The following is a 14,192-nucleotide window of genomic DNA, read 5'->3' as shown; positions in this document are numbered from 1 at the left end:
CGCGGGGTTTATTTAGGAGGCGGAGGAACGAGATATAACTCAAATCCGTTTCGAATTTGAGGTTTTACAGTTCCATCGTATGCCAACGAGAGATGCTTTTCATTTTTATTAGTATCTAGGAAATCATAATATCTATTGCCAATCGTAAAAGTCATATGGTATTCGCTATCGCTTGGATGAAAACTTGCATCACAACTTAAATATTCGATAGGAAATGAAATATCATCACATTTACCAGGCTGACAGGATTGTTTGTAAACCCAACCACCATTCTCTTTATAGAATCTGCCGTGACCTATGATTTCAAATTGATCTTCAGTCCTAGATGGACCTCCTTCTAGGACGGTCACTATTCCTAGTTTATCGATATTATAATGGATGGATTCTTCGTGATCAGGACTCGACCATTTTGTATTTTTAAAAATTTTGTCAACATCAGAGGATTTCGCTTTTTGCATTATCTTAGAACATAGAAGATCCTCTTTTTTAGTAATACAGTTCAGATTTTCTGGTTGTATAGGTTGACAACCTTCGTCTAAATCAAAATAGAAAGGATCTTCGTTGTTTAAAATCACTTCCTGCTTTTTACATGCAGCTAAATTAAATGCAACTAGTGCTATCAGCAAATATATTTTATACTTCATTTTTTACCTCGATCCTTATCTGCGGCTTCAATTCATAAAATTCAGACCGATTCAAATAAGTCGATTCTTCTGAAGTGTTCAACATTTTCATTATCTTTTCATCTATCGCTTTCTTTGACATTGTTTTCTTTTCAAAACCCTTTTTGATCTTTTCAATCAGATCTTTATTCGTTTCGGATCTAATCCAAGGATTTGTTATCCCCTTCCCACCTCTCGATTCCGCAATCTGATACTCAAAAATCCCGAGTTCCTTATTGAACCTTTTATCAGTGATCATATATACATGATCTGATTTTACAGCAGATACGGTGCTATTCGGCAAATTTTGATCTGCCCTTGTGATTCCAATAAGCCCTACACTCAACTCTTTAGGTTTGAAATTAGCTTTGTGTTTTACTAAATCTTCACTTGTTGTGATCCGATCCGAAACTAAATTCATAAAACTTGACGATTGGCGGAAAAATTCCACCCCATTTTTATGAGCATTTCTATTGGTATATTCTAAATTCATATTTTTCATTTCTTCAGGCGACTGGAATACATCTGTGTTTAAATTTGCAAAACTTCCTGAAGTTGTGATCCCAGAAGCATTCAAAATGGCACCAAGAAACCGAATGCAGTCCAGTCCATCCACAGCTCGAAATCCATCCGCATCTACCGGATTTACTGCAGATACCACTTCTTTGCCATCGATTATTTTATTTTGCTTGTAAGAAATTTTCCCTTTCAGAGATTCCCCTAAAAGTTTGGCTACGTTTACGGCATGTTTGGTGACTAATTCCTTGGTTGAAAGGTCTACATTTTTTGAAGCTTCGCAGATTTCGTCCCCCAATCGTTTCAAATAGGCGGCATTTGATTCTTTCTTAGGGTCATGTTTTAGGTTAATACCCGCCAAAGCATTTGCGGAAGTGATGTAAACCGTTTTTTCTGGAATGAATGGATACTGCGAATTTGCTTCTCGCATACGGATGTATTCTTTTAGTTCTTTTTCGACAGCCTTGGTGATTGGAATATCTTTCCCACCATTGAGTTTTTTAATTTTTGCTTCAATATCTGTGGTATCCACACCTGCCTTTCTTAGTTCATAAAGCTTCTTTTCTGTATCAAGACGAGAATCTTTTGTAAAATCATCAATTACACTGGATTCAATTTTTTTGATCTCCTCGCTAGTCGTTTGCGGTTTGGAATCCGCTTTTGATTTTTGGTTGTGATCCGAATTTTTATCTATGGTGAATCCATCGGCAAAACTCGAAACAGATTCTCCCATACGAAATAACCCAGCTTTTAATGGATTGGTGATTGCTCCCAAGATAGTTTTCTCAGAGGACGATTGAATATCAATTTGTCCATCAGAGCCAATGGGAGGAATTCCAGTGAATCCTTCTCTCAATCGATTTCGTAGGCCAAATCCCAAACCAGCTCCGCCTAATAACAATGCTCCCATGGCTCCGGCCGCATTGGCAAAATCAGAAAAACTATCGGAATCATTTCCCGTCGCAGCTAATGATCCCCCTTCACCCACTTCACTTCCGTCCTGAGCGGCATTAATGTTTTGTTCGGCAAAATTCATTTCTTGCATTTCAAAGCCATTTTTTGAATTTGTTCCTAAAGTTATACCTTGTAACTCCGATGAGGTGGATACTCCACTTCGATCAATAGAAGTTGTTAAACCAAGCTTCGAATTTGGATCTGTATATCCAATACTTCCACTAAATCCCCCGCCGTTCAGATCATACATCATCGAATAATTCCAATCCTTTCTCGGGCCTTCTCCTGTAGGATTGTAATTGAGACCTACATTAAAAGCACCATTGGTTGTCAAATCTGTAGCTAACTGAACACCGCCACCGAGAGATTTCGAAGCTTGTATAGAGGTGTTACCTTTCTCAGAAAAACTAATACTCATATTGCTAATGGTGTTTCCAATACCAATAGAACCTCCCCAACCATTTCCATTGGAATAAGAAACACCAATGCCTGGTATCATACCCTTTAAATATCCTGATTGGATTTTTCCCATACCTTGGGTAAGTCCACCTAATACACCATTGGCGAATCCTGCCATAGCTCCATTAGGTCCTTCATGACTCCCTGCGATGGTTTGAACAAACGTGGAAGCAACAACTTGTCCTACTTGCGTTGTCGCCGGCAGTAACCCGCTAGTGAAGCTACTAACGGCTTTTCCTATTGCGGACAAAGCGGAATTCGCTCCTGTCAATAATCCACTAGCTCCCATAGTGATTGCAATGGAAACGGCATTTACAACGGTTTGTCTCACTGCATTCGACCTAGCCTTTTTATCGCTTTTTTGTTTTTTGTAAGAAGAATAAGTGGAATCTATGATTTGAGAGATTGCATTTTCATCCATTCCCATGGACTTTGCTAGCTCTTTTGCAAGTGCTTTTTTCCCAAGTTCCTCCACAACTGCTTTTGAATCCCGAAGATTGAGATAAGCACTTTGGTGTTTTGTCCAACCAGCTTGCATACCCATGGCTTGTAATGCATAGCCATAACTAGAATTAGTTGATGAGTTCTGATTTATATTTCCTGCATTAATGAGCCTATTCGTATCTTGCATGATGGATTGTATTTCGTCCTCTGGAATTCCCAAAGCAACTACAGCTGTTTTTACCATCCCGCCAAATGCACCCATAACCTGAGATCCCATATCATAAATGGGATTTTTCGCCATAGTTTTGTTTGCTTTTTTAGCCTTCAGTTGGCCATATTTGTCACCTAACATTTTAGAAATTGCATCAGCGGGTAAACCTGTACTCTGGGAAAGCGCCATAGAAATTCCATTTTGGACTAATGATTGTTCATTAGCTTGAATTTCTTCCAATCGTTTACCTGGACCAGAAATTTGATCATTCAATTGGTTATATTGCCTTTCACCCACTGCGAACTTTGTAATTGCCATAACGGGTGCTTGTATTAAATTTACAGTTACCGTTGAATTGCCCAATGTCAATACTTCAGCAACCTTCAAAGTAGCTGAAGCTGTTTTAGCTAATATTTTTTCAATAGCTTGCAAAGGGTTTTCTATAGAAATATATTGCTCACGCGATTTTATTTTCTTTGCGCTCCTCCTGCCGCGCATAAAGTCAATCATCATCGAAGCTGTTTGAATGTCTGACTCACTGCCGCCAGTCGCAGTGATCCAAGCTCTCGCTAACTCATTGTTAATAGCTGAATCAAGTTTTCCTTGCAAGGACGCTCTCATACCGGCAGCACCGCCAGTGAAATATGCGACTGCCAATTCCTGAACCAGAGAATCTGCATTCTCCTGAGATTCCTTTCTTGCAAGAAACAATTCACGATTTCGGTGATTCGCCTCTTGGATAGAATTAATATTTGAAGAGATAAATTGTTTATCCCTTTGGAGAGAATGATTAAAAAAGGTTTGTGTAACATCCGTTTTCTCTTGATGAAGAAGACCCCAATCCTCATCACTCCATTCTGTGAAAAAACTTTTCCCAATAGGACTCTGCACTTTTCCGATAGAACTTAATTGCACGTGCCGAACTTCTATACTTTTCCCGGCGTTATACTCTCCCTCTGGATTTTTTCCAGAAATTAATCCATTATGAATTTCTTTTTTTAAAGTGAGCACACCGTTTTTAGAATCAATAGTCGTTTCATATTCTTTTTTTAGTAATGATTTACAAATTTCTGCATTCGGGTCTTCATAACATGAACCGAATCGACCTCTTTCTTCTTGTGAGAGCGCGGAAGTATCATAACTTCCAAGCAATATCAATTCCTCTTTTGTTAACTCCCTTTCGCCTAACAATTCGGTATTAATCCCGTATGCCATTTGATTAATCACTTTTTTTTGTTCTAATTGTTTCAGTCCTTCTAAATCAGAATTTACTTGGATTAGAGCAGCATATTGGCCAACGCCAGTGATCGTTCTTTGGAATTCCTGAAAAAGAGTGTTCCCACCAATTTGAATACCGTCCGTTGATTCATGAAAAATTGCTTTAGATTGCAATTCCATGATTTCTGATTTTCCAAAAAAATCGGACTCTTTGTTCGGTGTCCATGCAGAAATTGAAGGTGTATTCTTATGGTTTATTTCACCTGCTTCATACAAATCCTTCCAAGATTTCCATCCATTTTGTTTTTCCTCTTCGATGCGCTGCAACCATTGTTCTTTCGAACGCTCTAATTCCTGCCGACTCGATTCTAATTTAGAAGTTGCTTTTGCCACAAGCTCCTCTCTATTCTCCTTCCAATGTTCATAGGTATCCGAATAATCTTTTACCTTAGATTCCCAATGAGAAACTGCTGGCAATAAAGTGTTTTGGAAGTGAGTATATTGGCCACTTAATTGAGAGGAATTTTCTTTCCAATACAAGGCTGTTTGAGAAGAATTTTCATCATACATTTCGTATAGGATAGAATAACCTATGGCCCCCATCTGAAAATTAACTCTGCCAGAAGAAAAAATTGAAGCATACCGATCTGCCGTCCAATAACCATATTTCGAATGACCGTCTAACAGTAAATTTCCGTTTGTATGAAATGCCTGATCAAAGGGGACATATAGATCTCCAATTTTCAAATTATTTATGAAATGGAAAGCGTCCGTATATAAATTTGCAGATACTAAAGAATGAACATGCCTACCATCACCTAACCGATTATTAATGATAGAAACTAGTCTTCCGTAATCCCCATGATGAATTGATTGGAAAATTCCTTTCATCTCCGGATCATAAATATTTGAAAAAACTCCGATTTCTCCAAAGCCACCAGCCAACCAATTTTCATATTTAAGATCTGCTGATAACTCATGGTAGGTTTGATTTCTTAGTTTCCATTCTGCATTTGACAAATCAAATGTTGCCTTCGACTGATCCAAATTGATTTGAAAACCCGTTTGGTAAGTATAAACCTGATTATTATATACTGTGTATTCCGAAAAAGCTTTGTTAGATTCATCTGACAAAAAATCTTTCATTTTAGTTGATATCATAGTCAGAATAGAATCTGGATCAATGTTTGAGTGATTTAACTGGTCGGACAGGTCAGCGATGAATTTCGAAAATAATTTACCGGCCTCATTATATGTTCCGTCAAAATTCTTATAGTGGCATCCAGAAGAAAGCGAACAGGAAGAGTCCAAACCAAATTTCAACTGTGATACAATTTCAGACAAAGCTACTTTGATGGTATCTTTATAGGAATTAATCGCATGTAAATTTCTCGAAAATTGATCCTCTGTTTCTTGCAGAGAATGAATATAAGCTTCGTAATCAGCTTGGAGTTTCGAGAAAGAATTGGCAAAGGAATCTAGCCCATCTTGTCTTGTCTGTTCCCATTGAAACTCCCATTCTCTTGCTGATTCTAAAATTTGATTTCGATTCTCTGCGAGGCTTAATTCTTCTGCCGTATACTCTTCGTATAAAGATTCCTGGCCAATCCTATGGAAATATAAGGCGTCAACTTTGCCAGTTTCTAATTTTGTTAGAAATGCACTGCGATTCTCAAAATAATCTTCTATTAAATCTCTCTCCCAAGCGGAATACAAAACAGAGACTTCAGATAAAAGTGAGCGCCTCCTTTCATCCAGATAACCTTCGTTCGAAACAAAAGCATCTTGCCCAGTTTCTTCCGATAACATTTGTTCTACTAAACGATCGGCATTTTCTATCCAATGATCGATAGAATGATACAAAACTTGTTCTACGCGCGAATCCCATTCTTCCATCGAATTTGAAAAATAAACATTCCCGTAAAACTCAGAATAGTTGGAAGATTGATAAGAAGGGACATCCCAAGTTTCAGAAAAAGACTGCCCATAAATAGCATAAGCAAACAACAGAGCAACCAAAGAAATAATGGCAAGAGGACGAACCGATGGTTTTAGAAACATAGAGAACCTCAGTTCTCTTAGGTATCAAAACCTATATTTGGTTTTAATTTTTTTCCATTGTTGAAACATTTTAGAATATATAAAAAGAAAACCAAAAATCAATAAAAATCCTGCCGTAAAAAATCGTCCCCCTTCTCCAGGAAGAAGATAAGATAGAAATAGTAGAATCATCAGTGGAATTTGGGATTTCCAATCCAAAAATTCACGAGGAATACAAAGGATTAAAAACAGCAAAAATATTGCCAAAGAGCCAAAAAGAAAAAAGTCGTTATCAAAAAAAGAAAGATGCAACTTCCAAAGAAAGAGAAAACAAACCCACTTGAGAAACCAATTCAACTTTTCTTTTTTTCTATATAAAAATAAACCAACCAATACAAACAAAGAGAAAGGCCTATACTTATTGTAAAAATCTTTGGGTGGCGAAATCTCAGAAAGTTTGACAACATCCTGATTTAAAAATTCTTGAATCTTTAATTTTAGATCATTCCATTGAATTTCCTTTCCTTTTACTAAAATTTCCAAACTTGTTTCTCCATTTTTATGAAAAATTCTGCCTGGAGTTTTGACCTGTCTATAATCCATAAAACCGTTGCTAAATATGGCGGTTCCGGAAGGCATTTTTGTTGGTTTCATTGGATACCGATCCAACTTTTTGTCTTGTTCTAATAATAATCGAACATCCGTAAGTTTATTATTTAAAAGCATTTTCCCAACGATTGCAGATTGTAATTCCAACGACCTTTCGCGAAGAGAATTCTCCCAATGGTAGCCAGCCAAGTTTCGAAATACTGTTGATGAATGGATTTCCAAGCCTTCCGTCGATGGCTGAAAACATAATACAACTTCTTCTACCCCCGCTTTCGTTCGTAACCATGGGATTAAGTTTAATATAGTTTTTTCCAAAATTTCTGGATTCGCATTAGAAAAACGAAGAATTCGATTCGAATTTATTTCCGATTCTCCCAAAATATGAAAGTATCCAGATTCTGTGGGTAGATTTTTTAATCCTGACTTTATTCCCAATTCACTCAAACGATAGTAAAAGGAAGCACTCGAAGGATTTTGTTTCACCACCAACAAATCGGTCAATTTTCGTTGTAATATTGCATCTTCCACTTGTTTAGTGATTCGAATGGATTCTTGCTCCGGAATGGATGTTGGAAATTCTAATCTTCCCATCTGGATCGTTCCGTAAGAAGGTTGCAATGAATACAATTTAAAACTAGAAACCAGAGACGAAAGAATTCCCACTATCAATAAAAGTGGAAACAAAAATCGAAGTATCGATTTTCCTGAATCTTTTTTTTCCTCTAGTGAATTTTTCAGTTTTAAGGAAAATGTTTTAAAAAATGGAAGCCGGAGATCAGGCATCAATTGAGGGAGGAAGGTTTGGAAAAGTTTTTTTAAGAAAGGAACAGAAAGTAAAAAATAGATCTGTGTTAGAAAAATGGTCCCGAAAGACCGGGGAAGCCAATTCAAAAATACAAACAACCATAGAAAGCAGAAGGAAAAGAAAATATAAACTAACCACTTCCCAAATCTTTTTGTAGGAAAAAATACCAAAAAGTATTTCCAGAGGATAAAGGAAAACAAAATTGGCCTTCCGATAGGATAGCTTAAGTTACAGCACAGACCCAAAAAAACCAAAAGAGCTGAATAAAAAGAAATAAAACCATTGAAGATATCTTTACTCTTTTTTCCAAAGAAAGTCGGAGATAAAAATAAAATTACATCTAATAAAAAGAAAAGAATTAAAAACCTAAATAAATCATCAAAAAAATCTTGGTGGCTAGCATACACTAGAATCCAATCAGTATATTCTGATAAAACTAAACTCAATTCGTTTGTTATATGATACAAAGAAGCAGCATTTTCTGCCTTGATCATCATAGTTTCGGAACTCAATCCATTAATTCTTGTACCTTGACGAAGATTTCTTTTGTTCAAAGAAACAGAACCAACGGAAGAAACCTGCAGGCTTTCACCAAACAGAGAGGGAATTCCTAGTTTTGCCCATCCACTCGGATCCATGGGAAAATCTTTCAGAAACCATATACCATTCAACCTTTCGAACCGAAATCCGAAGGTATGACTACGGATTGCCGAAAAAATTGTTGCCACCGAAGGAAACTGGTTATGCAAAATTCCCTCTGGGCGAATTTTCAGCAAAACTTCTTCTTCAGTTTGGGAATGATGTACAAAATTCGAAACTCCTGCAATGTTTCGAATTTTCTGCTCTAATGATTTCCTATTTTTCTCTGGGCCTCGTTTTATTTTTTGTAAAATGAAAATATACTGATTTTCTCCTTCGTTTGATCGGATCTGAGGGGAAAACGAATCAGAGGGAAACCTGTGCCTTTGCAGGAGATACTCATTACGAATGGATTGGATCAGTTCTCGGCTATTGATTCCTTTTTCCAATTCTAAATAGATTTGAGAACTTCCCTGTTCCGAAATAGATTCTATTTGTTTATAACCTGCGATTAGTTTTAAAATTTTTTCCCAAGGTTTTGTTATTACGTCCTCAACTTGTAAGGCTGTTTTATTTGGCCACTGGTTTGTAATTTGTACCGATTCATTTTTTTCTGATTCCAAATCTTCACCTAACAAAATATTAGTCAAAGAAAAGAGGGAAAGTAAGGCTAAGAACAATACTAAAGCTAAAATACGATAACGGAATCGCCGAACCCAACCTTGATTCATTACATTCTTTTCCAGAATCGGGAAAATAAAGTTGGATAAATATAAAATACAAAGAAAATAGAAATAAAAATTCCAACAAACATAGTCAAGGCGATTGCTTTAGGAAATTCTGAACCTAGGTTTCCCAAAACAATTACAGGAAACAGTCCCATCATTGTAGTGCCAGAATTTAATAGAATAGGCCAAACTAACCAGTGAAACACCAATTCTCTCCTTTTGGACCCAATGATTTCCTCGGGAATCTCTTTCCATCTCTCACCAAACAAAGATATACTATCGATAGATAATCCGAGTAAAACAATAAGTCCTATATAATGACCAAGATGGAATTTCTGAAACAGAACCAAAACAACGGAAGTTGTGAAAGTTAAGTACAACAAAGAAATCCCGAGATAAAGGAGTGGAATTCCAAATGACTCATAAATTCCCACAAGGGCCAAGTAGATAAAAACAAAAGCAATAAATAACAAAACAACTAGTATCAAATAGAATTTTTTAATCTGATTTTGGGCCGATACTCTGAGAATAGACAAATTACCATTCAGTTCCATCAATCGAGGATCTGACTCCGTAAACTCCCCAATCCATTCCGTATAAAAGAGTCCAGAATCTCTACGATACTGATGATAACTTTCTCTTTTTCTGGATGTGAAAAGTGAACCTATGTATGTGGATTCATTTGTTTTTGTTTTAAAAGTTAACATAGGAAGATCTTTCCAACTCCAAAAATTGGAACTAAATGAATCCAACCCTAGATACAAATTATGTTTGGTGGTTTCTCCAACTGAACCTAGGTATTTCGGAATTTGGTGATATAAAAACTTAAGTTTTAAATCTTCTTCATCAGGCATGAGTTCAGGAACGGGGATTTGGTTTCGATCCCACTCTTCCAAGACGATCTGTTTTGGCAAAAAATCAAACTTACCAACGAACCCAAATCTCTTAGATTTGTTTTCAAATTCATAAGAAATACTCTTTAATTCTTCCCAATTATCGTGAAAAAAGAGAAGGGAATCCGCTGGAATCAGAGGTAGAGTTGTAGAAACTTGAGATTCTATCACCTCTATTTTCCATTCCCAATTTGTTTTGGAAAGGATCGCGGAAAGAAAAGTTTCTAATTTTATTTGATCTCTTACTCCTAACAGTTTACATTGAATGGGTATCGCTTTTTGGGGATGTTGGCCTAGTGTATTTTTCACATCTATAGGGACTATTAAAGTAGAGAGTTTAGAATCAAATGTTTTGATCTGCTTTTCCATTTCCATAACAAATATTAGTTCGTCTTCTAAACTCATGTGATACAAAGGAATCATTTCTAAACGAAACCCAATTGGCTCTTGTTTGGGGAAAATCTCAAATTTTGGTCCAAAATGAATGATAGAAAAACTCAAAACAAAAATCACAAAAATCGCTACTGCTTTATAGTTCCAAATTTTATAGAATCCGTAAGTTCTTTCGTAAAATCGTGTCAGAGTATTTTCTACTTCTGCATTTTGATTTTTTGGTTTTAAGAAATCAGCGAAAGAAATAGAAACTAAAGGGACAATAAAAATAGAAGAAACCAAAGAACAGAAAACTAAAAGAGCGATACAGACTCCTGAATCAAAAAAGAAATCTTTCCATTCCATCGGGAACATCAATAAAGGAACAAAAACAACAATCGTAGTTAAGGAAGAGGAAAAAAGTGACACAAGAATTGAACGTATCCCTTCTGTAACAGCCCCGACAACTGAACTATCATTAGCCAGCTGTTTTCGAATGGAAAAAACGGTGAGGTTACTTGCATCAAATAACATACCAATTCCAACAGAAATTCCACCTAAACTAAGTAAGTTGACAGAAATAGAAAAAAATAAAAGAAGATGAAAAAAAAGGACAAGAGAAAATAAAACAGATAGAAGTAAGATAAGGGCCGGTGTCCAATTCCTATAGAGAAGATAAGAAAACAAAAAGGCAAATACCAAACCCCATATACCATTGATTCCAAATTGACCTAATTGTTTCTCTAATTCATCGGATCCATCATAAAAGATAACGGAAGATAAATCTGGCTCTAATTGTTTTAGTTTTGATTTGATTTCGGATGATAATTTCAACGGGTTTGAGGAAGGATCAGAAAAGACTGCAATATAGATTTTGGCCTTTCCGTTGTTACGCGTTAATTTTTCACTTGGTAATTGGTCCTCGTAGATTTTTGCCAATCTTCCAAGTCCAACAGAGTTTCCATTTCCTAAATGGACGGGAAATAGTGAAAGGTCTTCTTGGGAATGGATTTCTGGTGCAAACTTTAATTCCGTATCTTTTGTGTAACCTTCAACGGATCCAAGGGAACCTCCCCGCATGCCTGATTGAAGTTGCTGTTCTACCTCTCGAATGTCGATGGGAAACAAATCCAAAACTTTTGAGTCGAGAGAAATAAAAGATGATTTTTTTGATTCCCCCACTGTCCGAACTTCTGAAACTCCAGAAATACGTTCCAACTGGAACACCAATTGTTGTAGATGAAAATCAAAACTTACAATTTCCTTCTTATTCTTTTTCCGAATGAGGATCTCCATAAAAGGTCTTTCACTGATCTCTCCCTGCAACAACCGAGAGTTACCGGCGCCTAACGGTAGTTTATCTTTCATTTCCAAAATGGTTTGATACAATTGATCTTTAAATTCGGAAAGAGATGCACCAAATTGCAAATTGATCTGCACAATCGACTTCCCATGTTCCGAAATTGTGCGAATACGTTCTACGGATTTTACCGACGACACCATTTCTGAAATCGGTAAACTCACGAGTAAATCTGTATCCTCCGCAGAATGATTGGGAAATTCAGTGAGAATAAAATATCGCGAGGGAGCTAATTTAGGTAATAACCAAATCTCTAACTCTGGAATTCGAAAGAGTAATGCGATAAAAAACAAAATACAGATCACCCAATACAATCGTTTGTGTTGGAATAACGAGAGAATATAACGATCAATACTCATAAAGACAAACTAGATTCTACTTCGTCTTGCGCTGATAGCCCGGACAATATTTCTAATTCATTTAACAAATAAGGTTTGAATTGAATGAATCTTTTTTCAATACCACCACCACCTTTCACATTTACAAAAAAACCATTAGTCTCATCTCCATGAAGAGAAGAAGATGAAATAAGTATCTTCTCTGTTTTCTCAGGAAGTTTCACTTGGACAAGCCCAAACATACCTGGCAAAACTGTAATTTGGTTCGATTCTAATCGGACTTTTATTCCAATACTATGAGACCTTGGGTCTAAAAATCCACTGACACGATCCACCTTACCTTTGATAGCTGGTACATTTCCTTGGGAGGGGATAAAAAATACGGATTTACCTTGTGAAAAATGAATAAGATCAGATTCAGAAATTTGAAATCCGGCAGAAAGTTCACCCTTTTCCATCAAAACCATCACCGGCGTTTGGTTCGTTAGTTCCCCTTCCTTGGTATGGATTTTTAATATTTTCCCTGATTTTGGAGCACGCAGACGAGTATCAGTTAACAACTGCTCATTTGATCTCATTTGACTTTTTATAATTTTGAGATGGGACTGGCTTAATTCATATTCAGATCTCTCCAAAGATGTATTTTTTTTTCTCCAAACTTTTAGCTTTTCTTCGAAATTAATATTCTCTGAACCTAATTCCAAATTGATTCCCGATAATAGGTTTTCTCTGTCTCGGATTAAATTCTTAAATTGAGTTTGTTTGGATTCCTCATCTTGTTTTAATTTTTCTATTTCGGATAAAGAAACAAAACCTTGTTTCCAAAGCAGAATCTTCTTCTCCTTCAAGTCCTGACTTAGATGCCAATCTTTTTCAGCTAATTCAATCCATTCCGTTTTTTTATCAATTTCTCTCAGTTTGACATCGAATTGTTTCTCAGCAGCTTTCCATTTTTCAGAAGCAATCGATACTTGGGATTCGGCTATTTCGGCTGATAGACGTAATCTTTCTCCTTCTAATCGGATCAGCTCATCCTCAATTTCCAAAAGAATTTGCCCTTCCTTTACAAAACTGCCCTCTTCTACATAAATCTTTCTGATTCTTCCATTTTGTTTGCTATGCAGTTGAATTTCTTTTGTTGGTTCTACAACGGATGGAAATTCTAAAATCTTATTTTCCTCCAATACTCGAGGTCTCTTATATACTAAATTTTGTTTTGGTGCCGCCATTGCAGAAACTTCATTCATATTTCCCCATGGTTCAGGGAAATAAAGAACTGTAGCTAATAGAGGAAATCTGTTTCGTATCCCTACCGTTGAAAAGTAAGTATAAAGTATCGAGGAAGTTATGTATAAAATTACTGTAAGTAAAATCTTACGAATCCAAATTTTCAGAATAGGAAAAGCATTAGAACTCATACATTTGCCAATGCTAATACAAAAAAGACAAATAAAATTGGATTCACATAACCTAAACTATGTGAAATAAACAAAACATAGCGATCATTTGAAACAAAGAACCTTTTGTAGAACTCTCCATTTTTTAAAATAAAAAATAAAAACAAACCGGCCCAAAAAATTACAACTAAAGTAGAATATAATTTTGAATCCAAAAAAAGTCCCAAAAACTGGTTCCCTAAAAACAAAACACAAATAAAGAAAAAGAATTGTTGAGTGAGACTTTTCAGAAAACTTCCGAGATTCGTACGGAATGTAACCTTGGTTCTTTTGCCCAAGGAAAATAATAAATTGATACTCAAGGAAACGCTAAAATACAAAACTGCAACCAAAAAAACACTTACGATCTGAAACGGATACAGGCTCCAAATAGAAACCTCTTGCCCTGCATTCATTGCGTTCATCTTCAAATTTTGATTGAACCTCATAAATTCTTCCCAATTCCAAAAACAGTGAAAGCCATAGAGCAAAAGATAGAGTAATAGAAAGAAAAACGAAGAGTGATAAAGATTTAAAAACTTACCGCTCACTATTTGTATTAAATTTT

6 protein-coding genes are annotated in these 14,192 nt (G+C 36.1%); all 6 read right to left on the bottom strand.

Going from position 1 to position 14,192, the window contains the following annotated elements:
* Positions 1–8: 8 nt before the first annotated feature.
* From JWG40_RS12825 to JWG40_RS12800, 6 genes are read right to left on the bottom strand one after another with little or no spacing between them, the layout of a single operon-like run.
* On the bottom strand, positions 9–644 hold the full coding sequence (locus JWG40_RS12825; protein ID WP_205286190.1) for a hypothetical protein: 636 nt from the start codon (positions 642–644) through the stop codon (positions 9–11).
* Positions 634–6,525: a TIGR04388 family protein gene (locus JWG40_RS12820; RefSeq protein ID WP_205286189.1), complete on the bottom strand. Its 5,892-nt coding sequence runs from the start codon at positions 6,523–6,525 to the stop codon at positions 634–636. Before JWG40_RS12820 ends, JWG40_RS12825 begins: the two co-directional genes overlap by 11 nt.
* A 24-nt stretch (positions 6,526–6,549) precedes the next feature.
* Entirely contained in the window at positions 6,550–9,228 is a 2,679-nt protein-coding gene (locus tag JWG40_RS12815; RefSeq protein WP_205286188.1) for an efflux RND transporter permease subunit, read from the bottom strand.
* The gene (locus tag JWG40_RS12810; protein WP_205286187.1) at positions 9,228–12,209 is read right to left on the bottom strand and encodes an efflux RND transporter permease subunit; all 2,982 of its coding nucleotides are present in this window, start codon (positions 12,207–12,209) and stop codon (positions 9,228–9,230) included. Before JWG40_RS12810 ends, JWG40_RS12815 begins: the two co-directional genes overlap by 1 nt.
* Positions 12,206–13,606, bottom strand: coding sequence for an efflux RND transporter periplasmic adaptor subunit (locus JWG40_RS12805; RefSeq protein ID WP_205286186.1), 1,401 nt, complete (start codon positions 13,604–13,606; stop codon positions 12,206–12,208). The genes JWG40_RS12810 and JWG40_RS12805 overlap by 4 nt, the downstream gene beginning before the upstream one ends.
* Positions 13,603–14,073: a hypothetical protein gene (locus JWG40_RS12800; protein ID WP_232369357.1), complete on the bottom strand. Its 471-nt coding sequence runs from the start codon at positions 14,071–14,073 to the stop codon at positions 13,603–13,605. The genes JWG40_RS12805 and JWG40_RS12800 overlap by 4 nt, the downstream gene beginning before the upstream one ends.
* Positions 14,074–14,192: the final 119 nt, after the last annotated feature.

It is taken from the genome of Leptospira abararensis, assembly GCF_016918735.1.
In the GTDB taxonomy this organism is placed as follows: domain Bacteria; phylum Spirochaetota; class Leptospiria; order Leptospirales; family Leptospiraceae; genus Leptospira_A; species Leptospira_A abararensis.
The sequence above is the reverse complement of the archived record's forward strand: the minus strand, read 5'-3'. Positions and strand labels throughout refer to the sequence as shown.

Bases quoted from the DNA above. Each gene is read 5' to 3' on its own strand.
- JWG40_RS12825 (WP_205286190.1), bottom strand. From the start codon at position 644: ATGAAGTATAAAATATATTTGCTGATAGCACTAGTTGCATTTAATTTA.
- JWG40_RS12820 (WP_205286189.1), bottom strand. From the start codon at position 6,525: ATGTTTCTAAAACCATCGGTTCGTCCTCTTGCCATTATTTCTTTGGTT.
- JWG40_RS12815 (WP_205286188.1), bottom strand. From the start codon at position 9,228: ATGAATCAAGGTTGGGTTCGGCGATTCCGTTATCGTATTTTAGCTTTA.
- JWG40_RS12810 (WP_205286187.1), bottom strand. From the start codon at position 12,209: ATGAGTATTGATCGTTATATTCTCTCGTTATTCCAACACAAACGATTG.
- JWG40_RS12805 (WP_205286186.1), bottom strand. From the start codon at position 13,606: ATGAGTTCTAATGCTTTTCCTATTCTGAAAATTTGGATTCGTAAGATT.
- JWG40_RS12800 (WP_232369357.1), bottom strand. From the start codon at position 14,073: ATGAGGTTCAATCAAAATTTGAAGATGAACGCAATGAATGCAGGGCAA.